The organism is Streptomyces sp. 184 (assembly GCF_045781775.1).
GTDB lineage: Bacteria > Actinomycetota > Actinomycetes > Streptomycetales > Streptomycetaceae > Streptomyces.
On the sequence record NZ_CP123230.1, the window covers coordinates 6,845,765 to 6,869,485 of the forward strand.

General features: G+C 71.2%; 16 protein-coding genes and 1 pseudogene. 9 read left to right on the forward strand and 8 right to left on the reverse strand.

What is annotated here, in order from left to right; all coding sequences use genetic code 11:
• The first annotated feature begins 29 nt into the window (after window positions 1–29).
• From QBL21_RS29070 to QBL21_RS29095, 6 genes are all read left to right on the forward strand, one after another.
• On the forward strand, window positions 30–1,334 hold the full coding sequence (locus QBL21_RS29070) for an ABC transporter substrate-binding protein (protein WP_407565201.1): 1,305 nt from the start codon (window positions 30–32) through the stop codon (window positions 1,332–1,334).
• On the forward strand, window positions 1,331–2,338 hold the full coding sequence (locus tag QBL21_RS29075; RefSeq protein ID WP_407565202.1) for a carbohydrate ABC transporter permease: 1,008 nt from the start codon (window positions 1,331–1,333) through the stop codon (window positions 2,336–2,338). The genes QBL21_RS29070 and QBL21_RS29075 overlap by 4 nt, the downstream gene beginning before the upstream one ends.
• On the forward strand, window positions 2,335–3,156 hold the full coding sequence (locus QBL21_RS29080) for a carbohydrate ABC transporter permease (RefSeq protein ID WP_407565203.1): 822 nt from the start codon (window positions 2,335–2,337) through the stop codon (window positions 3,154–3,156). The genes QBL21_RS29075 and QBL21_RS29080 overlap by 4 nt, the downstream gene beginning before the upstream one ends.
• A gap of 27 nt (window positions 3,157–3,183) precedes the next feature.
• On the forward strand, window positions 3,184–5,481 hold the full coding sequence (gene yicI, locus QBL21_RS29085; RefSeq protein WP_407565204.1) for an alpha-xylosidase: 2,298 nt from the start codon (window positions 3,184–3,186) through the stop codon (window positions 5,479–5,481).
• 16 nt (window positions 5,482–5,497) lie between these two features.
• Entirely contained in the window at window positions 5,498–6,550 is a 1,053-nt protein-coding gene (locus QBL21_RS29090; protein WP_407565205.1) for a LacI family DNA-binding transcriptional regulator, read from the forward strand.
• An 85-nt stretch (window positions 6,551–6,635) separates the two neighbouring features.
• Window positions 6,636–9,566, forward strand: coding sequence for a glycoside hydrolase family 3 C-terminal domain-containing protein (locus QBL21_RS29095; RefSeq protein WP_407565206.1), 2,931 nt, complete (start codon window positions 6,636–6,638; stop codon window positions 9,564–9,566).
• Window positions 9,567–9,652: 86 nt separating this feature from the next.
• Here the strand turns inward: QBL21_RS29095 and QBL21_RS29100 are convergent, their stop codons facing one another.
• Genes QBL21_RS29100 through QBL21_RS29110 form a run of 3 tightly spaced genes read right to left on the reverse strand, consistent with a single transcriptional unit; the run spans window position 9,653 to window position 14,165 of the window.
• On the reverse strand, window positions 9,653–10,930 hold the full coding sequence (locus tag QBL21_RS29100; RefSeq protein ID WP_407565207.1) for an extracellular solute-binding protein: 1,278 nt from the start codon (window positions 10,928–10,930) through the stop codon (window positions 9,653–9,655).
• The gene (locus QBL21_RS29105) at window positions 10,927–12,867 is read right to left on the reverse strand and encodes an ABC transporter permease subunit (RefSeq protein WP_407565208.1); all 1,941 of its coding nucleotides are present in this window, start codon (window positions 12,865–12,867) and stop codon (window positions 10,927–10,929) included. The genes QBL21_RS29100 and QBL21_RS29105 overlap by 4 nt, the downstream gene beginning before the upstream one ends.
• Window positions 12,864–14,165 carry an ROK family protein gene (locus QBL21_RS29110; RefSeq protein WP_407565209.1) on the reverse strand — a complete coding sequence of 434 codons (1,302 nt, stop codon included), beginning with the start codon at window positions 14,163–14,165 and terminating at the stop codon, window positions 12,864–12,866. Before QBL21_RS29110 ends, QBL21_RS29105 begins: the two co-directional genes overlap by 4 nt.
• 148 nt (window positions 14,166–14,313) lie before the next feature.
• On the opposite strand from QBL21_RS29110, the gene QBL21_RS29115 reads away from it, so the two are divergent.
• The gene (locus QBL21_RS29115) at window positions 14,314–16,011 is read left to right on the forward strand and encodes a beta-N-acetylhexosaminidase (protein WP_407565210.1); all 1,698 of its coding nucleotides are present in this window, start codon (window positions 14,314–14,316) and stop codon (window positions 16,009–16,011) included.
• Between the two features lie 80 nt (window positions 16,012–16,091).
• Here the strand turns inward: QBL21_RS29115 and QBL21_RS29120 are convergent, their stop codons facing one another.
• Complete coding sequence (locus tag QBL21_RS29120) at window positions 16,092–17,252, reverse strand: methyltransferase domain-containing protein (protein WP_407565211.1); 1,161 nt, start codon at window positions 17,250–17,252, stop codon at window positions 16,092–16,094.
• A complete protein-coding gene (locus QBL21_RS29125) occupies window positions 17,242–17,790 on the reverse strand; it encodes a recombinase family protein (protein ID WP_407565212.1) in 549 nt (182 codons plus the stop codon). Before QBL21_RS29125 ends, QBL21_RS29120 begins: the two co-directional genes overlap by 11 nt.
• A gap of 64 nt (window positions 17,791–17,854) precedes the next feature.
• Between QBL21_RS29125 and QBL21_RS29130 the strand changes: the two genes are divergently transcribed.
• The gene (locus tag QBL21_RS29130; RefSeq protein WP_407565213.1) at window positions 17,855–18,616 is read left to right on the forward strand and encodes a helix-turn-helix domain-containing protein; all 762 of its coding nucleotides are present in this window, start codon (window positions 17,855–17,857) and stop codon (window positions 18,614–18,616) included.
• A 20-nt stretch (window positions 18,617–18,636) separates the two neighbouring features.
• Here QBL21_RS29130 and QBL21_RS29135 read toward each other — a convergent pair.
• The 3 genes and pseudogenes from QBL21_RS29135 to QBL21_RS29145 all read right to left on the reverse strand — a co-directional run bounded on the left by QBL21_RS29135 (window position 18,637) and on the right by QBL21_RS29145 (window position 22,956).
• A pseudogene (locus tag QBL21_RS29135) lies at window positions 18,637–19,829 on the reverse strand (helix-turn-helix domain-containing protein).
• 442 nt (window positions 19,830–20,271) lie between these two features.
• The gene (locus QBL21_RS29140) at window positions 20,272–20,697 is read right to left on the reverse strand and encodes a hypothetical protein (protein WP_407565214.1); all 426 of its coding nucleotides are present in this window, start codon (window positions 20,695–20,697) and stop codon (window positions 20,272–20,274) included.
• Between the two features lie 1,470 nt (window positions 20,698–22,167).
• The gene (locus tag QBL21_RS29145; protein WP_407565215.1) at window positions 22,168–22,956 is read right to left on the reverse strand and encodes an SDR family NAD(P)-dependent oxidoreductase; all 789 of its coding nucleotides are present in this window, start codon (window positions 22,954–22,956) and stop codon (window positions 22,168–22,170) included.
• 122 nt (window positions 22,957–23,078) lie between these two features.
• On the opposite strand from QBL21_RS29145, the gene QBL21_RS29150 reads away from it, so the two are divergent.
• A complete protein-coding gene (locus QBL21_RS29150; RefSeq protein WP_407565216.1) occupies window positions 23,079–23,717 on the forward strand; it encodes a TetR/AcrR family transcriptional regulator in 639 nt (212 codons plus the stop codon).
• Window positions 23,718–23,721 lie beyond the last annotated feature (4 nt).

Consider the following 23,721-nt stretch of genomic DNA (forward strand, 5'->3'; position numbering starts at 1 on the left):
CGACGAGACGACTCTCCCGGAGGCAGTGGATGTTGAAGGCACGGAGAAGGGCGCGCCTGCTGGCTGCCGCCCTGGCGGGAGCCCTGTCGCTGAGCACGCTGGCCGCGTGCGGCGGCTCCGACGACGGCGGGGCCGGCGACGGGAAGACCCTCCGGCTCTGGCACTACGAGGGCCCGGACAGTGCCATGGGCAAGGCGTGGGCGCAGGCCGTCGAGGAGTTCGAGAAGAGCCACCCGGGGGTGAAGGTCGAGTTCGAGGAGAAGGGCTTCGAGCAGATCCAGAAGACCGCCCCGCAGGTGCTCAACTCCGACCAGGCGCCCGACCTCATGGAGTACAACAAGGGCAACGCCACCACCGGCCAGCTCTCCCGCCAGGGCCTGCTGACCGACCTCACCGCGGAGGCCGAGAAGCGCGGCTGGGCAGACGCCGTACCGCCGACCGTGGCGACCACCAGCCGCTACGACGAGAGCGGCGTCATGGGCTCCGGCGCCTGGTACGGCATCCCCAACTACGCCGAGTTCACGATGGTCTACTTCAACAAGGACCTCTTCGCGGAGCACGGCGTGCAGGTCCCGACGACGTTCGCGGAGCTGGAGGACGCGCTCGCGACGTTCGCGGATGCCGGGATCACCCCGTTCGCCAACGCCGGCGCCGAGTACATGGCGCAGCAGTACCTCTACCAGCTCGCGCTGAGCCGGGCCGACAAGGCGTGGGTCGACTCCTTCCAGATGGGGGGCGAGACCGACTTCTCCGACGCCGCCTGGACGTACGCCGCCGAGACCTTCGCCGACTGGGTCGACAAGGGGTACATCGCCGAGAACTCCTCCGGCACCAAGGCCGAGGACGCCGGCGTCTCCTTCATCCAGGGCAAGCACCCGATGCTGTTCTCCGGAAGCTGGTGGTACGGGCGCTTCCAGGCGGAGGTGCAGAAGTTCGACTGGGACACGTTCCTGTGGCCCGGGAGCGACCTGACCCTCGGCTCCGGCGGCAACCTGTGGGTGGTCCCGGAGGGCGCCGAGAACAAGGAGCTGGCGTACGACTTCATCGACCTCACGATGAAGAAGGGCATCCAGAACGTCCTGGGGAACAACGGCGGCGTCCCCGTCGCGGCCGACGCCGCCGCGATCACCGACCCGAAGTCGAAGTCCCTCATCGAGGACTACACGACGCTCGCCGACGGCGACGGCCTCGCCTACTACCCCGACTGGCCGGCCAACGGCTTCTACGACTCCATGACCTCCGAGACGCAGAAGCTCCTCACCGGCAGCGCGGAGCCGGGCGACGTACTGGAGTCGCTCCAGGCCGAGTACGACGAGAACGTGCTACAGGAATGAGCGCCCCGGTCACCGCGGTCTCCAAGGACGCGGCTCGCGCCGCCGGCGGGAGCGGAACCCCCTCCCGCCGGCGGTGGCGCAAGGGCCGCGGCGGTACGGGCCGTGCGCGCCGTTCGTCCACCGAGGGCTCGTACGCGCTCTACCTGCTGCCCGGCGCGCTGGCGTTCCTCGTCGTCATCGTGGTGCCGTTCGCGATGAACACCGGCATCAGCTTCACCGACTGGAGCGGCGTCGGCACTCCCGAGTTCACCGGTCTGGAGAACTACGACCGGCTCCTCGGCGACGAGGACTTCTGGGAGTCCTTCCGGCACAGCCTGGCGATGGTCGCGGCGATGGCGCTGATCCCGACCGCGCTCGGCCTGGTGCTGGCCTCGGCGCTCTTCGACGTCGTCGGCCGGTACGCCGGCAGCCGCTGGGTGGCGGTGCTGCGCGCCTGCTTCTACCTGCCGCAGGTGCTGCCGATCGCCGTCGCCGGCATCGTGTGGAGCTGGATCCTGGCGCCGGAGAGCGGCTCGCTGAACGAACTCCTCGGCGCCGCCGGGCTGGACGGGCTCAAGCAGGACTGGCTGGGCGACCCGGACTGGGCGCTGTACAGCGTGATGGCCGTGATGGTGTGGGTGCAGATCGGCTTCCCCCTGGTGATCTTCATGTCCGGGCTCCAGCGCGTCGACCCGGCCCTGCACGAGGCGGCGGAGCTGGACGGCGCGGGCTGGTGGCGGCGGTTCTGGCACGTGACGCTGCCGCAACTGCGGCCGGAGATCGCGGTGGTGCTGCTGTGGTGCACGATCGCGGCGCTGAAGGTCTTCGGCATGGTGTACGTCCTGACCGGCGGCGGCCCGGGCGGGGCGACGAACGTCCCGTCGTACTTCGCGTACCAGAACTTCTTCGAGAACTTCCAGGCCGGCTACGGCGCCGCGATCTCCACCGTCCTCACCGTGCTGATCCTGGTGCTGGCGGTCGTCGCCCTGAAGCTCCAGACGAGGGCGGAGGACGAGAACCGATGACCGCGGTGAGGAAGTACCCCGTGCTCGTGGCGCTGGTGCTGGGCGCGGCGTTCATGGTGCTGCCGTTCCTGGTGGTGCTGATGAACGCGGTGAAGACGCCGGAGGAGTACTCCGGCGACGGGCCGCTGAGCATGCCCGACGGGGTGTATCTCGACGGGCTCGCGGACTTCTGGGAGCGCGTCGACTTCGGGCAGAAGCTGTGGAACTCGGTGCTGATCTCCGGCTCGGTGGCGGCGCTCGCGGTGGTGCTGTCGGTGCTCAGCGCGTACGCCATCGGCATCGGCCGGATCCGCGGGCGGCCGTACGTGCTGGCGTTCTTCGTGCTGGCGAACATGCTGCCGCAGGAGGCGCTGGTCTACCCGATCTACTACCTGTCGAAGGAAGCCGGCCTCTACGACACCCGGCTGAGCGTCGTGATCGTCTTCACCGTCGTGCAGTCCGCCTTCGGTACGTACCTGCTGGCCTCGGTGCTCGGCGGGTTCCCGCGCGAGGTGATCGAGGCGGCGCGGATCGACGGGGCGAGCAGGTGGCAGGTGCTCTGGCGGGTGGTGGTGCCCGTCAGCCGGCCGACGATCGGCGTGCTGATGGTGCTGTTCTTCATCTGGACGTGGAACGAGTTCCTGCTGCCGCTGGTCATGCTCGTCTCGGACGACAACCAGACCGTGTCCGTCGCCCTCGGCGTCCTCCAGGGGCAGCGGGACATGGACGCCACGATGACGAACGCCGCCGCGCTGCTGGGCGTGCTGCCGGCGATCGCGTTCTTCCTGATCTTCCAGCGGACCCTGACCCGCGGCATCGCCGTGGGCGCGGTGAAGTGATCCCCAACTGACCCCGAGAGGCTGCGCATGAAGTTCACCGACGGCTACTGGATGCTGCGTCAGGGAGTCCGCGCCGCGTACCCCGCGGAGGTGCTCGACGTCACCGCCGGGGACGGCACGCTGGACGTGCACGCTCCGACCCAGCCCATCCGGCACCGCGGCGATCTGCTGAAGGGCCCGGTCATGACGGTCTCCTGCCACTCCCCCATGCCCGACGTGATCGGCGTGACCCTCACCCACTTCGACGGCGGCACCGACGCCGGGCCCCGCTTCCACCTCGCGGAGTCCGACACCCATGCGCAGGTCTCGTACGACGACGAGCACGCCCTGCTCACCGCCGGCAGCCTCGCCCTGCGGGTGGCGCGCGGCGGCCCGTGGCGGCTGGACTTCCTCACCGCCGACGGGCTGAAGCCGCTGACGTCCTCGGGCCCCAAGGGCATGGCGATCATGGAGACCGACGCCCCCGGCGGCGGTCCGGCCCGGCACTACCTGCGCGAGCAGCTCGGGCTCACCGTCGGCACCCACGTCTACGGGCTCGGCGAGCGCTTCGGGCCGCTGGTGAAGAACGGCCAGGTCGTGGACATCTGGAACGCCGACGGCGGCACGGCCACCGAGCAGGCGTACAAGAACGTGCCGTTCTACCTCACCGACGCCGGCTACGGCGTCTTCGTCGACCACCCCGGGCGGGTGTCGCTGGAGGTGGGCTCGGAGTCGGTGTCGCGGGTGCAGTTCAGCGTCGAGGGGCAGGAGCTGACGTACTACGTCATCCACGGGCCGACGCCGAAGGAGATCCTGCGCAAGTACACGGCGCTGACCGGCCGGCCCGCGCTGCCGCCGGCGTGGTCGTTCGGGCTGTGGCTGTCGACGTCGTTCACGACCTCGTACGACGAGGAGACCGTCACCTCCTTCATCGACGGGATGGCCGAGCGCGACCTGCCGCTGTCGGTCTTCCACTTCGACTGCTTCTGGATGCGCGAGTTCCACTGGTGCGACTTCGAGTGGGACCCGCGGGTCTTCCCCGACCCGGCGGGCATGCTGCGCCGGCTGAAAGAGCGGGGTCTTCGGATCTGCGTGTGGATCAACCCGTACATCGCGCAGCGCTCCCCGCTGTTCGCCGAGGGCCGCGACGCCGGCTACCTGCTGCGCAGGCCGGACGGCGGGGTGTGGCAGTGGGACCTGTGGCAGCCGGGGATGGCGCTGGTGGACTTCACCAACCCCGACGCGCGCGCCTGGTACGCGGGCAAGCTCGCGGCGCTGCTCGACATGGGCGTGGACTGCTTCAAGACCGACTTCGGCGAGCGGGTGCCCACGGACGTCGCGTACTTCGACGGCTCCGACCCCGAGCGGATGCACAACTACTACGCGTTCCTCTACAACCAGACGGTCTTCGACGTGCTGAAGAAGCACCGCGGCGAGGGCGAGGCGGTGGTCTTCGCGCGCTCGGCGACGGCCGGCAGCCAGCAGTTCCCGGTGCACTGGGGCGGCGACTGCGAGTCGACGTACGAGGCGATGGCCGAGTCACTGCGCGGCGGCCTGTCGCTGGGGATGTCGGGCTTCGGGTACTGGAGCCACGACATCGGCGGCTTCGAGGGCACGCCGTCGCCGGCGCTGTTCAAGCGGTGGATCGCCTTCGGGCTGCTGTCGTCGCACAGCCGGCTGCACGGCTCGTCGTCGTACCGGGTGCCGTGGCTCTTCGACGAGGAGGCCGTGGACGTGCTGCGGGTGTTCACGAAGCTGAAGCTGCGGCTGATGCCGTACCTGGACGCGGTGGCGCGCGAGGCGCACGAGCAGGGCGTGCCGATGATGCGGCCGATGGCGCTGGAGTTCCCGGACGACCGGGCGTGCACGCATCTGGAACGGCAGTACATGCTCGGGCCCGACCTGCTGGTGGCGCCGGTGTTCAGCGACGGGGGCGAGGTGTCGTACTACGTCCCGGAGGGTACGTGGACGCACCTGCTGGACGGCACCGAGGTGCACGGGCCGCGGTGGGTGCGGGAGCGGCACGGGTTCGCGAGCGCACCGGTGCTGGTGCGGCCGGGCGCGGTGCTGCCGGTGGGCGCGGTGGACGACCGGCCGGACTACGACTACGCGGACGGGGTGACGCTGCGGGCGTACGGGCTCACGCCCGGGCAGCGGGTGGAAGTGCCGGTCGGGGGGACGGTGTTCACGGTCGTGGCCGAGGGCGGCACGGTCCGGGCGTCGGCGGGCGGGGGTGCGTCCGGGAGCGGTGCGGGGGCCGGGAAGCCGTGGGCGCTGGAGGTCGTGGGCGGCCCCACGGTACGCGCGGACGCGGGCCGCGGCGTCGTCGTCGCGGAGCTGGGCTAAGGTCCGGCTGTCCGGCATGTCGAACGGCCGGCGCGGCAGGCAGCGGGAGCAGGGGGAGTTGATGGTCAAGATCACCGATGTGGCCCGGCACGCCGGGGTGTCGCCGAGCACCGTCTCGTACGCGCTCAGCGGCAAGCGCCCCATCTCCGAGGAGACGCGGCAGCGCATCGAGGCCAGCATCCGCGAACTCGGCTACCGACCGCACGCCGGCGCCCGCGCGCTGGCCAGCAGCCGGTCCAACGTGCTGGCGCTGGTCGTCCCGTTCCGCACCGGGATCCATGTGCCGGTCGTGATGCAGTTCGCGGTGTCGGTGGTGACGACGGCCCGGCAGCACGACCACGACGTGCTGCTGCTGACCCAGGAGGAGGGCGAGGAGGGGCTGCGGCGGGTGGCGGACACGGCGCTGGTCGACGCGCTGATCGTCATGGACGTGCAGTTGCACGACGCCCGGCTGCCGCTGCTGCGCGCCCTGGACCGGCCCTCGGTGCTCATCGGCTTCCCCGCCGAGGCCGCCGGACTGACCTGCATCGACCTGGACTTCGCGGCGGCCGGCGGCGCGTGCGTGACGCATCTGGCGGAGCTGGGCCACCGGTGCGTGGCGCTGGTCGGCTCGCCGCCGGAGGTCTATCTGCGCCGTACGGGCTTCGCGCAGCGCGTCACGCAGGGCTTCACCGCGGCGGCCGACGAGCGCGGGCTGACGTCGACCGTGCACCCCTGCGAGGCCACCCCGGCGGCGGCGCAGGCGATGGCGGAGCGGCTGCTGGGCGAGCACCCGGAGCTGACGGGGGTGGTGGTGCACAACGAGCCGGTGGTGCAGCCGCTCATCGAAGCGTTTCGGCGGCTCGGGCTGCGGGTGCCGGAGGACCTGTCGGTGGTGGCGATCTGCCCGGACGAGGTGGCGGAGCAGGCGCCGCTGCCGATCTCGTCGGTGGCGGTGCCGTCCGCGGAGATCGGCGCGCGGGCGGTGGAGCTGCTGATGCGCAAGCTCGACCGGCTTCCGGTGCAGGAGGCGACGCTGCTGGCGCCGTGGCTGACCCGGCGGGCGACGACGGCGCCGCGGGCCGGGTAGCCGGCCGGGAGCCTCGCGTTGCGGAACGGAGCAACTCTCATCTCGTAGTCGAAGCGATTCGACAAGATCAGAAGGAGTCGCGCACGTGAAACGAAGAACAGTTCTCGCCGTCCCGCTGGCCCTCCCGCTGGCCGGGCCTCTCGCCACGGCGCTGGCCGGCACCGCCGCGGCGGCCCCGGCAGGCACGGCAGGCACGGCCGCCGCGGGCAAGGTCCGCGAGCTGCTGGCCGCACTCACCCTGGACGAGAAGATCTCCCTGCTCCACCAGTGGCAACCGGCCATCCCCCGGCTCGGGATGAAGGCGTTCCGCACCGGCACCGAGGCCCTGCACGGCCTGGCCTGGCTCGGCCCCGCCACCGTCTTCCCGCAGGCCGTCGGCCTCGCCGCCACCTGGGACCCCGCGCTGATCCGCGAGGTCGGCGCCGCCGTAGGCGACGAGGTGCGCGGCCTCCAGCACGAACGCCCGGCCGGCTGGGGCCTGAACGTCTGGGCGCCCGTCGTCAACCTGCTGCGCGACCCGCGCTGGGGCCGCAACGAGGAGGGCTACTCCGAGGATCCGTACCTGACCGGCGTGATCTCCACGGCCTACGCGGGCGGCCTGACCGGCGGCGACCCCGACAACCTCAAGACGGCCCCGCTGGTCAAGCACTACCTCGCCAACAACAACGAGGTCCGGCGCGACCAGACCTCCTCCGACCTGCGCCCGCGGGTGCTCAAGGAGTACGAGGAGCCCGCGTACCGGGCGGCGATCTCCGCCGACGCGGCGTGCGGCGTCATGACCGCGTACAACCTCGTCAACGGCCGACCCTGCACGGTCACCGACCTCAACTCCTCGGTACGCACCTGGACCGACCGCACCCTGCTCAACGTCACCGACGCCTGGGCGCCCAACAACCTCCCGGCCGGCGGCTCACAGAAGTACTTCGACACCCTCGCCGAGGCCGACGCCGCCATCCTGAAGGCCGGCGTCGACAGCTTCACCACCGACGACACCGACGGCGGCCCGACCGCCGCAGCCGTCAAGGAGGCGCTGGCGCAGGGCCTGCTCACCGAGGCGGACGTGGACACCGCCGTACGGCACATCCTCGACATCCGCGCCCGCCTCGGCGACTTCACCGCGGACGGCGGCCCGTACGGGCACCTCGACAGGTCCGTCATCGACAGCCCCGCGCACCGCAAGCTCGCCCGCCGCACCGCCGCCGAGGCGGTCGTGCTGCTGAAGAACGACCGCGGCGCGCTGCCCCTCGACGCCCGTGCGCTGCGGACGGCCGCGGTCGTCGGCCCGCTGGCCGACACCCTCTACACCGACTGGTACTCGGGCAGCCTGCCGTACGCGATCACGCCGCTGAAGGGCATCACCGACCGGCTCGGCGCGGGCGCGGAGGTGACCACGAGCGAGGGCGTCGACCGCATCGCGCTGCGGAACGCCGCGACCGGCCGCTACGTCACCGCCGGCACCGGCGACGGGGGCGCGGCGCTGGCCGAGGGCGCGACGGCGGCGGGCGAGACCGAGCAGTTCGACGTCTTCGGCTGGGGCGAGGGCATCGTCACGCTGCGGGCGGTCGCCAACGGCAAGGTCGTCGGCATGCGCGACCCGGACGGCGACGGGCCCGAGGGCTACCGGTTCTTCAACGACCAGGACCAGCCGAACGGCTGGTTCGTCTCGCAGTTGTTCCGGCCGGAGGAGCAGGACGACGGCACCGTGGTGCTGCGCTACGCGGGCTACGAGAACTGGCTCGGCGACGCCGTCTACCTCCGCGCCCGCGACGGGGACGGCGGGCTCGTCCTCGGCACCGCCGCCGACGCCTCCCGCTACACCGTCGAAACGCTTCGCGACGGCGTCGAAGAGGCCGTGACCGCGGCGCGGGCCGCGGACGTCGCGATCGTCGTCGTCGGCTCGATGCCGTTCATCAACGCCCGCGAGACCGACGACCGCGAGGACATGGGCCTGGCCGCCACCCAGTCCGCCCTGGTACGCGCCGTGCTCGCCGCCAACCCCAGGACCGTCGTCGTGGTCGAGAACAGCTACCCCACGACGCTGACCTGGGAGCAGGAGCACGTCCCGGCCCTGGTCTGGACGACCCACGCGGGCCAGGAGACGGGCCGCGCGCTCGCGGACGTGCTGTTCGGGGACGTGAACCCGGCGGGCCGGCTCACCCAGACCTGGTACCGCTCGGCCGCCGACCTGCCGTCGATCCTGGAGTACGACAACATCAAGTACGAGCGCACGTACCAGTACTTCACCGGCGACGTGCTCTACCCCTTCGGCCACGGCCTGTCGTACACCACCTTCCGCTACGGCCGCCCGCGGCTGCTGCGCGGCGCCGTGGCGGTGGCGGTCACCAACACCGGCCGGCGGGCGGGCGCGGAGGTCGTGCAGCTCTACACCCGGCAGCGCAGCTCCCGGGTCAAGCAGCCGGTGAAGAAGCTCCAGGCGTTCGCGAAGGTGTCGCTGCGGCCGGGCGAGACGCGGACGGTGACGCTGCCGCTGGCGCGCGGGTCGCTGGCGCACTGGGACGTCACCCGCGAGCGCTGGGTGGTCGAGCGCAGCACGTACGACGTGCTGGTCGGCGCCTCGTCCGGGGACATCCGGGCGCGGGCGGAGCTGGCCGTCGACGGAGAGACGGTGCCGCCGCGGGACCTGCGGCGTACGACGCGGGCGGAGAACTTCGACGACTACGCGGGCGTGCGGCTGATCGACGAGTCGAAGCCGCGGGGCACGGCGGTCGGCGCGGAGTCGGCGGGCGCGTGGCTGCTGTTCGCGGACGCGGACCTGCGGCGCGGGGCGCGGCGGCTGGCGGCCCGGGTGGCGAAGGAGTCGCCGGGCGGCGGCACGGTGGAGGTCCGGCTGGACACGCCGGACGGCCGCCTCGCGGGTACGGCGGCGGTGTCGAGCACGGGGTCGCGGTACGCGTACGAGGAGGTCACGGCGGTGCTGCGGGGCGCGGCCGGGCGGCGGGACGTGTACCTGGTGCCGAGCGAGGGGGTGCGCATCGCGGACTTCTCGCTGCGCTGAGCCGGCGGCCCGCGGGTCGGTGGTCCGGATTGGTGGTCCGCGGCGGGCGGGAGGACAGCCGCCCGCCGCGGACGTTCAGGGGGCGCTCAGTCCCCGGAGACCGCGATGGACTGGAACTCGCGGAGCACCTTCTCCGGCGCCGAGTTCTGGCTGACGGCCTTGCCCAGGTCGTTGCCCATCACCCCGAGCAGCTCGGCCCAGACCGGCCGCGTGGTGGGGTCGAACCGGGCCCGGCCGGTCATCCCCACGTACCGCCCGACCCGCCGGTCGTCCTTGAGCACGTCGACCGCCGACTGCGTGGTGGGCAGCAGGCCCTCGGTCTTCAGGTACGGCACGTAGTTCTCGGGCCGGTAGAAGAAGCTGAGGAAGTCACGGATCAGCTCGCGGTTGCCGGACTTCTTGAACGCCATCAGGTAGTCCTGGATGCCGTGCGCGACGGGCTCGGCGCCGTGGCTGACCGGGTGCACGGCGAGCCCGTAGTCGACCTCGCCCTTCTCGATCAGGTCCAGGAACGCCCGCGCGCCGAAGGCGCCGTAGACCATCGCCGCCTTGCCCTGGGCGAACAGCGGCCAGGTGCCGTCGGGGCGGTTGGTCTGGCCGGGGTTGGGCTGGGTGTAGCCGCGCTTGCCGAGGTCCTGGAGGAAGCCGAGGGTCTCGACGTTGCGCGCGCTGTCGATGGCCCACTTGCCGTTCTCGGTCCAGCCGCCGCCGTTGGCGCGGGCCCAGGTGCCGAACTCGTAGTGCCCGGACTCGATGCCGAGGGCCAGCCCGTACGGGACGTACTTCCCGGGCAGCGCCTTGATCCGGTCGACGGCGTCGAGGAACTGGTCGCGGGTCTCGGGCGGCCCGTCGAAGCCGGCTTCGCGCAGGATCGCCTTGTTGTAGTACATGCCGTTGACGGTGGCGAGGAACGGCAGCGCGTACTGCGTGCCGCGGTAGGAGGCGTTGCCGGCGAAGGCCGGCATGAAGTCGGCGTAGACCTCGGGGGCCAGGACGTCCTCGGCGGGGTGCAGCAGGTCGGCGTCGGCGTAGTCGGCGAAGAGGTTGAGGTTGGCGATGTCCGGCAACTGGCCGGTCTGGACCATGGTGTTGATCTGGGTCTGGAGGTTGCCCCAGTCGATGATCTGGAGCTTGACCCGCTTGCCGGGGTGCTTGGCCTCGAACTTCGCGACGAGCTTGCGCCAGTGCGGCTGCGTGCCGTCGGTGTACTGGGCGATGACGACCTTGATGGAGTTCGGGTCGCCGGCCGCGACGGGCCGGCCGCAGGCCGCCAGCGCGGCGAGCGCCGACGCGGAGGCGAGCGAGGCGCCGGCGCGCAGGACGGTCCTTCTGCCGGGCCTGCTGCCGAACGTGGGGTGGCTCATTTCGTGCTGCCCTTCGTCAGGCCGCTCACCAGGTACCGCTCGATGAGCGCGAACAGGATCACCGCGGGCACGATGGCCATCAGGGAGGCGGCGAAGAGGTACTGGTAGTTCGTCTCGTACAGGCCGACGAACTGCTGCACGCCGACGGTGAGCGGCACCCGGTTCTCGGTGGGCTCGTTGAAGACGGTCAGCGAGATGACGAACTCGTTCCAGACCTGGATGAACGTGAAGATGGTGACGGTGATGAGCGCGGGGGCCGCGAGCGGCAGCGCCATCCGCACCATGATCCGGAAGCGGCCGAGCCCGTCGAGCATCGCCGCCTCGTCGATCTCCACGGGTATGGACGAGAACTGGGTGTGCAGGATCCAGATCGCGAAGGCGATGTTGAAGGCGCAGTTGACGGCGATGATGAACCAGTAGCTGTGGATCCCGCCGGTGAAGACCGCCTCCCGGTACAGGCCGATGAGCAGCGCCACCGCGGGGAACATCTGGGAGACCAGCACCAGCCCGAGGAACGCGCCCCGGCCGCGGAACCTCGTCCGCGCCAGGATGAAGGCGGCGGGCGCGGCGATCAGCAGCACCACGACGGTGGAGACCAGCGCGACGATCAGGCTGACCTTGAAGTAGCTCGCCAGCGGGATCTTGTCCCACACGTCGGCGTAGTTGGACCAGGCCCACTCGTCGGGCAGGTAGTCGGCGGGCACCTGGAACAGCTCGGCGTCGGTCTTCAGCGAGCCGAGGAACATCGCGACGTACGGCGCGAGGAAGAAGAGCGCGACGCAGAGCCCGGCGATCGGCAGCCCGATGTGCCGCACCCGCCGCCACCCGGCGGCCAGCGGCCCGGTCACGGGGCGTACGGCGCGGGCGAGCGCGGCCGAGGCGAGGCGCGTACGACGGCCGAGGGCTTCGGCGGCCTCGCCGCCCCGGCGCTCCTTGCCGGGGGCGAGCGGGTCGCGGCCCTTGAGCAGCCGGATGAGTACGGCGATGAGGAGGCTGATCGCGATCACGTTGAGCACGCCGAGGGCGGCGGCCTCGCCGGTGTCGAGCCGGCCGGTGAACGCGATCTTGTACATGAACGTGACGGAGGTGTCGGCGTGGTTGCCGGCCGTCTTGCCCATGATCACCCAGATCAGGGCGAAGGCGTTGAAGACGTGCAGCATGTTGAGCACGAGCGCGACCGTCAGCGAGGGCCGCAGCATCGGCAGCGTCACCCGGCGCCAGGTGGTCCACGGCCCGGCACCGTCGATCTTCGCGGCCTCCATCAGCTCGCCGGGGATGGTCTGGAGCCCGGAGAGCAGCACGTACGCCGTGAACGGGATCGAGGTGATGACCCCGACCGCCATCAGCGAGTAGAAGGCGATGTCCGGGTCCTTGTACCAGTCCACCGGCGAGTCGAGGATCTTCAGATCCATCAGCAGCCGGTTGAGCAGGCCGTTCCCGCCCTCGTAGATGAAGCGCCAGACGGTCGCGGTCATCACCAGGGACGTCGCCCACGGCACGATCAGCGCGAGCCGGACGAAGCGGCGGCCGAAGAAGTCCTTGGCGAGGAACTGCGCGAGCGCGAGGGAGGCGAGGACCGTGAGGCCCACGACGACCACGACCCACAGCAGGGTGTTGCCGACCACGCCGGGCAGCTCGTCCTCGGCGAAGAGGCTGCGGTAGTTCTCCAGCCCGGCGAAGCCGTCGGTCAGGCCGATGCGGTTGATCTCCACGAAGGACATCCCGACCATGTAGACCGCCGGGAAGACGATCACGGCCGCGATGAGCAGGGTGCTGGGCGCCAGCCAGCGGGCCGGGACGGTCCGCCGCCACAGGGCGCGGAGCGGGCTCACCGGCGGCGGCGCGGTGCCGGCCCGGGGGGCCGGGGACGTCGGCGGGGCGCCGCCTTCGTTCCGTACGGGACCGGCGGTCGCCTCGGTCCGGGGCGTCGTCGTCAACGGGCACCTCCTGCTGCTCGGTCAGGTCTCGGGGCGCCCTGATCGCCCGGATCGCGCCGCTGGGCCCGCACGCCCGGGTGGCGCTGATCGCCCGGGTGGCCTGGGGGTTCTGCCGTCTTCATGTCGCCGGGGGCGAGGTCGTGCAGCGGCACGATCTGCCCCGCGGCACCGCCGAACAGCTCCCCGTCGAGATGGGCCACGGCCCGCCCGATCGCGCCGACGGCGACGCACTCCTCGCCGAGGGCGGAGGCGCGCAGCTCCGGCACCCGCAGGCACACGTCCTCCAGCCGCCGCCGCAGCCGCGGCAGCAGCACGTCGGCGGCGCGGGAGAAGCCGCCGCCGAGGACGACCAGCTCGGGGTCGAGGGTCATGACCATCGCCGAGGTGCCCAGCGCCAGGTCGTCGCAGTACCGCTCGACGGCCGCCACGGCGATGGGGTCGCCGCCGCGGGCGGCGGCGAAGGTGTGCCGGGCGGCGTCGCTCTTGGGCACGTCCGGGGGGACGGCGGGGCAGTCGTGGAGGTACGAGGCGGCGGTGACCCAGTGCGTCACCGGGTGCATGCCGACCTCCCCGGCGACGCCGCCGAAGCCGCGGTGCACCCGGCCGCCGACGACCAGCGCGGCGCCGGTGCGCCGGCCGGCGTGCAGGAACACGGCGTCGTCCACGTCCCTGGCCACGCCCCACTCGCGTTCGGCGAGGGCGGCGAGGCGGGAGTCGTTGTCGATCTGCACGGCGCAGGGGAAGAGCGCGCCGATGCGGTCGGCGAGGTCGACGCCGGTCCAGTTGGCCACGCCGGCGCAGTACTGCACGGTGCCGGCGCGGTCCACGATGCCGGTGGTGCCCGCGCCGACCGCCCACAGGTCCGTGACTCCCAGACCGACGGCGGCCAGGCAGTCGGCGACGGCCTGGCCGGCGGCGGCGATGCGGTCGTCGACGGGGGTGGCGGGGCTGACGGGGCGGTGCGTCTGGGCGTGGACGGTGCCGTCGAGGTCGGCGACGGCGGCGCGCACGCTGTGCACGCCGATGTCGATGCCGGCGACGTGGCCGGCGTCGGCGCGGAACCGGTACCGCCGCGCGGGCCGGCCCACGGTGCCCTGCGCGGGCCCGATCTCCTGGACCCAGCCCAGCTCCACGAGCTGCCCGACGACGTCCTTGGTGGACGGCCGGGACAGGCCGGTGCGCTCGGCGACGGCGGTGAGGGTGAGCGGCTCGGCGCCGCGCAGGACGTCCACGACCGCCAGCGAGTTCAGGTGCCGCAGCCGGGACAGGTCCCCGCCCAGCTCCGCTGCCGATGCCATACGCCACGCCCCTCCGGGGCCCACCGGCCGTCGACCAGCCACGGAGGACTCACGACGGAGTAACGATGGACTCCTTTACATATTTACGATGGAGCCCTTTATATGGAGTGGAGAGACTCAGCGTCAACCCGTCGAACGGAGAACGACCTTGATCATCCCCACGCCGTCGCGCAGCTCTCCCCGCCCCGGCTCGTACGTCCTGGGCCCGGAAACCCCGCTGCACGTCGCCGATCCGGCACTCGCCCCGGTCGCCCGCGTCCTGCGCGAACAGCTCCTGCCCGGCACGGGCTGCACGCTGCCGCCGGGGCGGGGCGGGATAGAGCTGGCCCTCGACGCGGAGCTGGGTGCGGGGGCGGGTTCGGGTGCGGGTGCGGGTGCGCGTTCTGGCTCGGGTGCGGGATCGGGTTCGGGCGTGGGTTCTGGTGCGGGCTCGGGTTCCGGGGCCGAGTCGTACCGCCTGACGATCACCCCCGACGGCATCCGCATCGCCGCCGGCGGCCCGGCCGGCGCCTTCTACGGGGTGCAGACGCTGCGCCAGCTCCTGCCGCCGCACACCCTGCGCCGTACCGCCCTCGACGAGGGCCCGTGGGAGCTGGACTGCGTCGAGATCGAGGACCGGCCGCGGTTCGCCTGGCGGGGTGTCCTGCTCGACGTGGCCAGGCACTTCTTCACCAAACGCGACGTGCTGCGCGTACTGGACCAGATGGCGCTGCACAAGCTGAACGTGCTCCACTTCCACCTCACCGACGACCAGGGCTGGCGGCTGGAGATCCGGCGCTACCCGCGGCTGACGGAGATCGGCTCCTGGCGTACGGAGTCGAAGCCGGGCTGGAACGAGACGGGCGACGGCCGCCCGCACGGCGGCTACTACACGCAGGACGACATCCGCGAGATCGTCGCGTACGCGGCGGCCCGGCACGTCCTGGTCGTACCGGAAGTCGACGTGCCCGGACACACGCAGGCCGCCATCACGGCGTACCCCGAACTGGGCAACACGGGCGCGCAGTTGCAGGTGGAGACCGGCTGGGGCGTCAAGTCGAACATCCTCAACGTCTCCGACGGCACGCTGGACTTCGTACGGCACGTCTTCGACGAGGTCGTCGAGCTGTTCCCCAGCCCGATCATCTGCGTCGGCGGCGACGAGTGCCCGAAGGACCAGTGGAAGGCGAGCCCGGCGGCGCAGGCGCGGATGGCGGAGCTGGGGCTGCGCAACGAGGACGAGCTTCAGGCGTGGTTCATCCGGCAGGTCTCGGACCATCTGGAGGCGCGCGGACGGCAGTTGCTCGGCTGGGACGAGATCCTGGAGGGCGGCCTGCCGCCGGCCGCGACGATCGTGTCGTGGCGCGACAACCACGGCGCGGTCCGGGCCGCCCGCGAGGGCCACCAGGTCATCACCAGCCCGGCCCGCCAGGTCTACCTCGACTACCGCGCCTCGGACTCCCCCGACGAACCGGTCCCGGTGGGCACGGTGCTCCCGCTGGCGGAGGTCTACGCCTACGAACCGGTCCCCGAGGAACTGCGCGGCACCCCGGCGGCGGACCTCGTCATCGGCGCGCAGTGCGGCCTGTGGACGGAGGCCATCGACAACGTCCGGGCGCTGGACTACCAGGCGTTCCCGCGGATGAGCGCGTTCGCGGAGACGGTGTGGTGCGCGGCGGAACGGGACGAGGCGGACTTCGCGGAGCGGCTGGCGCACCACCTACGGCGGCTGGAGGCGCTGGGGGTGGAGTACCGGCGCCCGGAGGGCCCGCGACCGTGGGAACGGCGGCCGGGGGTGCGGGGGAGGCCGGTGACGATGGAGGAGTACCTGGCGGAGGTGGAGGCGGACACGAGGAACATCAGGTAGGGGGACGCGCGGGAGCGGGGGCGGGTCGCCGCGGGGCGGGGGCTGCCTTGGGGTTGGTCGCCCCCGCCCCCGTACGGGGGTCAGGGCACGGGCGGCAAGGTGTGGTGCGGCTCGTCGAGCCAGACGGTGTGGGTACCGTCGATGTGGACGGTCAGCCCGAAGCAGTCGGCGGAGGGCCGCTCCTCGGACTCCCACCAGTGCAGCGCTTCTTGCACCTCGTCCCACAGCGAACGCTCCCCGTGCTGGCAGACCGCCCCCGGCCCGCCGTCGAAGGCCCAGGTGACGGTGGCCCAGGAGCGGTCGCGGCGCAGGCTGGAGAACCGGGCGGTGACGGACCCGTCGGCGAGACGACGCGCGGTGTGCGTGACCGCGGGCACCACGAGCCCGAGCACGAAGCACTGAGCGGGGTACGGGCCGCAGCCGGTCAGGTCCTCGGCCGTCAGGCGAGTGAGCGACCGACGCACGGAGGCGGGCGAGGAAGCGGGCACGTACTCCGCGTGCCCGGACCGCGGCCCGTACGACCCGCGAGCGCGCATGAACTCCAACGACCGCAGGAAATCACCGCCGGCGCTCTTCCCCTCGGACTCCACCACCAACTTCACGGGCGCCCGCTGCCCGCTGAACGGGGTTTCCCAGAGCGCCAGGATGACGCCACCGGGCCGCACCTGCTCCACCCAGGCGCCGGGAATGGACGGCAGCCCGTACGTCGAGATCACCCGGTCGAAGGGAGCGCCGGACGGATCACCGCGGGTGCCGTCGCCGTGCAGCACGGTGGGCCGTAACCCGGCGGCATGCAACCGCCGCCGCGCGGCATCGGCCACCCGCCCATCGATGTCGACGGTCACGACCCGATCAGACCCGAGACGGTGCGCCAACAGCCCGGCAACCCACCCGCTCCCCGTACCGACGTGCAACACGCGCATCCCGGGCCGCACATCGAGATCCCGCAGCATGCCCATCACCACGGACGGCACGGACAGCGGGCCGGGCAAGGCACCGCGCCGGGTGGCGACGGCGCAGTTGGCATCGACGTACCGATACCACCGCGCGGGCTCGACCCGACGATCCACCCGAAGGACCCCGGCAACGGGATCGTCCACCCACACCACAGGCGGCAGGAAGGCAGCCCGATCCACCGCGCCGAACGCGGCGACCCAGCCCTCCCCGAGGGCCCGAGTCTTGGACAGCACCCGCCCCAACTCCCCCCACCCAGCCCGCGACGGATGCTCCTCAACGGTCACGAGCCGACACCTCCGTCAGCGCCACGCCACCCGGGGACGACGACGCCGGGGCCGACAACCACGCCGGTACACGCAGCCGCCCACGGTGCTGGTCCTGGTCGCACTCGCCCCGGGTCGTACAGGTGACGCCACCCGCCTGCCGAACCCGGGCTCGCAGCGGCGTACTGGCGCTCCAGGGGCGTGCGATCCGGTCCCAGCCCTCGACCAGACACACCGCCCGCGGCGACCGGTCCTTGCGCATGGCGGCCACCAGCGCATCCCACGCGGGCCGGTGATCACACGTCAGCGCGTCATCCCCCCGATCCACCCACACCCCGGCCACCAACCAGGCCCGAGCCTCGGCGAAGTCGCAACACCGAGCCAGCCGATCGTCAAGCGGCCCCGAAGCGTGGGTGGCGGTGCGGTCATACACGTAGGCGGTCACGGGCGGCGGCGCCATCGCCGCCATCTGCGGCACCCGCTGGGTGCTGGTACGTTCTGTCACCCGGACACAATGACGCCGGAATGTCGCCACGCGCGGCGTCATCACTGGCGTCATTTAGACGACATGGATGCCGTCATTTAGGTGTCATTCCTACTGGACCATGGTTACGGTGATCCGTATGGCAATCCCGAACAGCGCCCTACAGGCAGCGCGCCTGTCACTTCAGATGTCGCAGGACGACCTCGCCCGCGCCATCCGCGCCGCCGGCGAACGCATCGGTCGGCCCAACAGCGCGAACAAGCGCCTCATCCAGCGCTGGGAAGCGGGCACCATCGCCTCGCCCCACCCTGCCTACGCGCGAGCGCTGGAAGAGGTAACCGGTCTACCGGTGGCCGCACTCGGCTTCACGGTGCCGCAGGCCCGGGTCGCCAACGACGGCCACGGCGGACACGACGTCACGGACTCGCCCACCGGCACGCCCCACGGCTCGGGCACCCCCGCCCCCCGTACGGCACCCGCGACGAACTACGCCGGGATCTGGCTCTCGCGCTACGAGTACTACAGCTCCGGCCGCGAGCAGACCTTCACCGGCGCGCACTTCGTCGTCCTGGTCCAGCACGGCAACCGCCTGACCGGCCGAAGCCTTCCGAACGCCTCGCTCAACCCCGGCTCCCCCCTGACCCTCGACATCAGCGTCGACGGCAGCGTCCTCACCGGCACCTGGACGGAGCAGACCGCACTCGACGGCTACTACCGCGGCGCGCGCTACCACGGAGCCGTACAACTGCTCGTCGAGCCCACCGGCCGCCGTATGGCGGGCAAGTGGGTCGGCTTCGGCAAGGAGTTGGACATCAACAGCGGACCGTGGGAACTGGTCTTCCAGGACGCCTCCACCTCGAAAGCAACCCTGGACAGCTACAACCGCCCGCCCGAAGCCTGACCGCAGGGACCGCCGGTTCGCTACGCGGCCAGAAGGCCGACCTTCGTGGCGAGTTCGGCTGCTCGCCGTCTGCGGTCGTAGCTTTCGCCTCGGTTTCTTCGAGGATGATCCGGCGGGCGTATCCGTTGTAGCGGACGGTCTCGGGCGCCGCGGCATTGGCTTTCTCCAGCATGGCCAGGGCGACATCGGGTTGGCCGTTGAGCTGGTCGCCGCGGGCTTCTTCGATGCGGTGCCGGGCGCGCCTGGGGTGGCTGGGGATGACGGTGGCGTCCGCCCGCGCGGCCTGGCGTACGGACTCGCCCCCGGCGTGGAGTTCCACGGCCACGGTCACCGCGTGCGCACCCATGATGGCCGGGCCGAAGCTGGTGGCGGAGTGGTAGTAGCCGGTCGGCAGGCGCTCCGCCTTGCGGTGGGCTTCGTCCCAGTGGCCCCACGCCTCGCCGGATGCGCCTCGGCGCGCGGCGGTGTAGCCCAACTCGAAGTCGAGCGCGCCGGCGATGGCGCGGACGCGGTCGTCGGCATCGGGCAGGAGGGGGCGTAGGTAGTCGACGGCGGCGCGGTTGACGTGGTTGGCCGCGTCGAAGTTGCGCGGCCCGGTGTCGCGATGGGCCTGGGCGAGCAGCCAGGCGGCGGTGCCGATGGCGTGCGGGTCCTCGCTCTCCTGGGCGGCGACCATGGCGCGCTCGGCGACGCGCCAGAGCAGGTTGCTGTCGGGCTGGTAGGCGAGGAAGAACTGCGACAGCGAGTACGTCTCGGAAAGCAGCGCCTGGGCGCGGCGGCGTTGCGCGCCGGTGTCCGCCTGGCGCGCTGCCAGTTGGGCGTCGAGTATCAAGTCGGGCAGCAGCTCGCCGAGGACTTCGCGGTGGTTGGGCGCGGAGTGCCGCGCGCTCCAGGCGCGGGCCAGACGTGCGCCCAGATGCCGCAGGCTGGGGGCCTCGCGGTCGCCGGGGAGCGGGAAACGGTTGATGGCGTCACGCACGGCGGGCAACCTGGCGTGCCCGGGGCCGGTGAACATGTCGACGCTCATGGACTGATCACCGGTCAGGTCGGCGAGGTCCCGTACGCGCAGGATCTCGGCGATCCGCAGGATCACGGGCAGCTTGGGCAACTGGATCTTTCCTGCCTCTACCTGCTTCACCCACGACGGCGACTTGCCGAGCAGACCGCCCATCACGAGCCGACTGATACCGCGACGCTCACGCAGGATCTGCATGCGCTGGCCGAACACGAGCGGTTCGGGGACACCTTCGAAAGACGCCACGGCCACACCTCGTCTCTGTAGCTCGACACAGCCAGAGTAGAAGTTAGAACCGCATCCGCGCTGAGACGACCACACCCCCGCTTTCGTCGGGAACACCCGCTCGACACCTACTACCCGAAGACGAATGGCGAACCACCCCCGCCCGCGCGGGGAAGACGCCAGCGACACGCGCATCGGCCTCAAGGACCTCGGCCCCCCTCGTGCGGGGAAGACGCGCGCCACAACCCGGCCGTGCAGCGCGAGTACGGACCATCCCCGCTTGCGCGGGGAAGACACTTGCCGACCTGCGGTGTTCTAGGCGCTCTGCAAGTTCTTGACCACAGGTCGCTCGTTCACCGACGCATCATCTCAGAGCCCGTGCTGGAGTCTGCGTGATAGCTGGTCTTGGGTTCCGTCATCGCCGATGGTCGTAGCTGTCGGCGTGGGAAGCGAGGCCGCGTGCGGCCTGGGAGTTCGGCAGGACCAGGGTTTCGGCGTCAGCCGGGATCGCACCTGCGCGGCTGTCCTCCGGTTCGCCGATCCAGAGTTGCAGCGCCTCCCACGCGGAGAAGCCCGCATCCCGGGCCTCCCTCAACCGGCGATGCCACGGCCCGCCGGCGTCGAACCCGACCGCTCCCGTACCGGCTCTGCCGACGTAGGAGGCGGCGTCCTCGGTTTCCGAGGCCCACAGGTACCCGATGACCCGGCCTCGAAGAACCACCGGCAGACACCGAACGGCCGTGTCGGTGCACCCCAGATAGTCGGTCTGCTCCAGGGTCCACGGACCCAGCGGCCCGAAGTCTCCTGGCCGCCCGGTCGGTTCCCAGTAGGACTCGGACACCGCCTTCTCCTGTTCCGTCGAGGCATCGTCACGTAATCGTCCGCCACGCTGACCCCGCTTGCGAACCCGGTTGTTCGGGGCCGGGAGCGGGGTGGGCGTGGTGTGTGGGGTGGGTCGGCGACGGAGGGACGGCGAAGGGAGTAGGGCGTCGTAGGGCACCCCCCGGGCCACCCGCCTCTTCAGTGTGCGGGCCTCCGTCCGCCGTCAAGGGCGCTCCCTCCGCTTCGCTCCGGGAACGTCGCTACGCGATGGGGCTTCGCCCCACCCTTGACACCGGACTCCGGCCCGTAAAAGACCGGCGGCTATGGGTGGCCCGGGGGGAGCGGCACCCCTTGAGCCCACGTACGAAGAGCACCCCGGCCGACGGGGGGCCGACCCCCGGAGCCCGGCCTGCCCCGCGCGCAGAAAGCCCCGGTTGCGGAGTCGAGCCCGGGCCAGGGCTCGGCCGTCTTTCGGTGCCCCGGGCCCGTGGGGCCGCCCCCGTTGGCCGGGCTCTCCCCGCTCGCGGACGCCCTGGCCGAGGGGCATCCGCCCGGTGTCGGGACAGCCGGTCCGCGGACTGAACCGGGCCCGGCCCGACCGAGACCACCCGCTCGCCCCCGGGGCCGGGCCGGTCTCTCCCCCGCCGCCGGGGCGCAAGCCGAACGACGGACGAGCCACCCCGACTCCACCCCGGGATGAAGCGGTGCCGTGCTGTCTCGTCCGTGCGGCCTTTGCCCCCTCGGGCGCAAACCGTCTCCGCTGGAGCACCGAGCTACGCTCCGCGGTCAAGTCCCCGGCCGCAACCCAGAGCAACACCCGCGGCGCACTTCTGCCGCACCACGTGCCCCTCGCCCTGACCCTGCGGAGAAATCTGGTCGTAACTCGCGGTAACACCCCCCGATCCGGCCCGATTCAGGCCCCGAAGGCCGAGTTTCGCCCATTCAGAAGCACCAACCCGCGCCCGGGCCTCCCCGCCACCACCCAGACCACCCGGAATGCGCGCCACCGGCATAAACTCGCAGCCGCGAGCTCCCAAACCCGAGCAAATCACCCTCCGCGGCCGAGTTTTGCCCCATGCCGCACACACCCGCCCCCGGCGGCCGATAACCACGACGCAAGCGGGCCTCGATGCGCGAAACAGATACGAACCGGCGGTAACCCCCCTTCAAAACCATCCCAAATTGCCCACGCAAGCCGACTTTTGCGCAACCACACGCACCCACCCGACCCTCAGGCATACCCGATCGCCATCCCGCCTCCCCCGTGCACAGGATTGGGACGAACTCCCGGTAACATCAGCCGCATACCCGGGCAAATCCTCCTCGCAGGCCGACTTTTTCCCGCCTAGGGATGTCTCGTAATGATCTTTGACGGGCCACTTCAGCTCTGCGCGGATTGCTCGTCGGGACCGTCTATCCGGCGGAAGCGAGGTTGTGTAGGCGGGCGAGCCGAGCATCGCGTGGTGGAGGCCGTCGCCTTGAGGCGACCTCAAGCTGCGATGTCGGCTTCGGGTTGGAGTGCGGGGCCGAGCAGAAGGCCCCCGTCCAGGACGAATTCCGAGCCCGTAGCGAAAGATGCGTCCTGCGAGGTGATGAAGAGCAACAGGCGGGTGATCTCAGAGGGTTCGGCGAGGCGGGGGATGGCGAACGGATCGGGCGAGTACAAGTCGGCGATGGCTGGCTGACCTGCGACGGTGGGTTCGTTGATCAGTGGTGTGGAGACGACGCCGGGGTGGATGGAGTTGACCCGGATGTTGTCCCGTCCCAGCTCCAGCGCGGCCGTCTTGGTCAGTCCGCGCACGGCCCACTTGCTGGCGGTGTAGGGGGCGTAGAAGGCCGTGCCGCCGTGGGCCATGGTCGAGGCGATGTTGACGATGGTTCCGCCACCGCCCCTGCGCATCGAGGGAGCCACGGCCCTGATGCCGAGAAACTGGCCGGTGACGTTGACGCTGAAGGTGTGCTCCCAGGTGCGGAGTTCAGTGTGCTCGATGGGGGCCGCCGGGTTCTGGACGCCCGCGTTGTTCACCAGGATGGTGATCGGCCCGAAGTGGCCTTCGACTTCTCGCACCACCGCCGCCCAGTCGTCCTCGCTGGCGACATTCAGGTGAACGGACAGAGCCCGATGACCGAGCCGGGCAGCGAGATCGCGGCCGGCGTCGTCGTCGCGGCCGGCAATGACGACGTTCGCCCCCTCGGCGTGGTAGCCCTGCACATGGCTGCTGCCCATGCCCCCGCCGCCGCCCGAGACGATGACGGTCTGGCCCTCAAAGCGTCCCATGATGCTTCCTTCCAGACTTATCCACATGGTGAGCCGAGTGGCTCACCTCCTCTCTCAAGGTAAGGGTCGAGCCAGAGGTGAGTCAAGTGACTCACCTCGTAGCGGGAGGCATACTGGAGGGCATGACGGCACAGCCTTCGGAGTACCACCGGCGCGTGGCAGCGCAGAAGCGGACGTCCATCATCGAGGCAGCGACGAGGCTGTTCCTCGATTCCGGCTACGACGGCACCTCGCTGGCCCGCATCGCCGAGGCGGCCGGAGTGTCGAGGGCGACTCTGTTCAAGCAGTTCACCACCAAGGCGGCCCTGTTCGAGGCGATCGTCACCGAATACTGGAAGGTCGACGACGAGGAGGCGCCCCTCCCCGAGCCAGGGAACCTCCGCGCGGGGCTTGAGACCATCGGACGCCGATACGTGGCGCTTCTCACCCAGCCCGGCATGGCCGCCCTCTTCCGCATCGTCATCGCCGAGGTACCGCGCTTCCCGGAGCTGGGCGAGACCCAGTTCAAGCTGGGCAAGATGCCCTACTTCGAATCGGTCCGCCGCTACCTGGCAGCGGAAAACGCCGCCGGTACAGCCGTGCTTGACGATGCGGAGATGGCCGCGACCCAATTCCTCGGGATGATCTCCAACTACGTGTTCTGGCCGCGGATGCTGCTCGCACGCTGGGAGCCTGACGACTCCGCCCTCACCAACGCGGTCGACCAAGCGGTGCTTACGATGCTCGCCCGATACGGCGCGCCTGGGACCCACGGCACCTGAGACA

What these genes read in the sequence shown, in the direction of transcription:
- QBL21_RS29075 (WP_407565202.1), top strand. Translation starts at nt 1,331, where the DNA reads ATGAGCGCCCCGGTCACCGCGGTCTCCAAGGACGCGGCTCGCGCCGCC.
- yicI (WP_407565204.1), top strand. Translation starts at nt 3,184, where the DNA reads ATGAAGTTCACCGACGGCTACTGGATGCTGCGTCAGGGAGTCCGCGCC.
- QBL21_RS29100 (WP_407565207.1), bottom strand. Translation starts at nt 10,930, where the DNA reads ATGAGCCACCCCACGTTCGGCAGCAGGCCCGGCAGAAGGACCGTCCTG.
- QBL21_RS29145 (WP_407565215.1), bottom strand. Translation starts at nt 22,956, where the DNA reads ATGGGACGCTTTGAGGGCCAGACCGTCATCGTCTCGGGCGGCGGCGGG.
- QBL21_RS29110 (WP_407565209.1), bottom strand. Translation starts at nt 14,165, where the DNA reads ATGGCATCGGCAGCGGAGCTGGGCGGGGACCTGTCCCGGCTGCGGCAC.
- QBL21_RS29150 (WP_407565216.1), top strand. Translation starts at nt 23,079, where the DNA reads ATGACGGCACAGCCTTCGGAGTACCACCGGCGCGTGGCAGCGCAGAAG.
- QBL21_RS29130 (WP_407565213.1), top strand. Translation starts at nt 17,855, where the DNA reads ATGGCAATCCCGAACAGCGCCCTACAGGCAGCGCGCCTGTCACTTCAG.
- QBL21_RS29090 (WP_407565205.1), top strand. Translation starts at nt 5,498, where the DNA reads ATGTCGAACGGCCGGCGCGGCAGGCAGCGGGAGCAGGGGGAGTTGATG.
- QBL21_RS29080 (WP_407565203.1), top strand. Translation starts at nt 2,335, where the DNA reads ATGACCGCGGTGAGGAAGTACCCCGTGCTCGTGGCGCTGGTGCTGGGC.
- QBL21_RS29070 (WP_407565201.1), top strand. Translation starts at nt 30, where the DNA reads ATGTTGAAGGCACGGAGAAGGGCGCGCCTGCTGGCTGCCGCCCTGGCG.
- QBL21_RS29125 (WP_407565212.1), bottom strand. Translation starts at nt 17,790, where the DNA reads ATGACGCCAGTGATGACGCCGCGCGTGGCGACATTCCGGCGTCATTGT.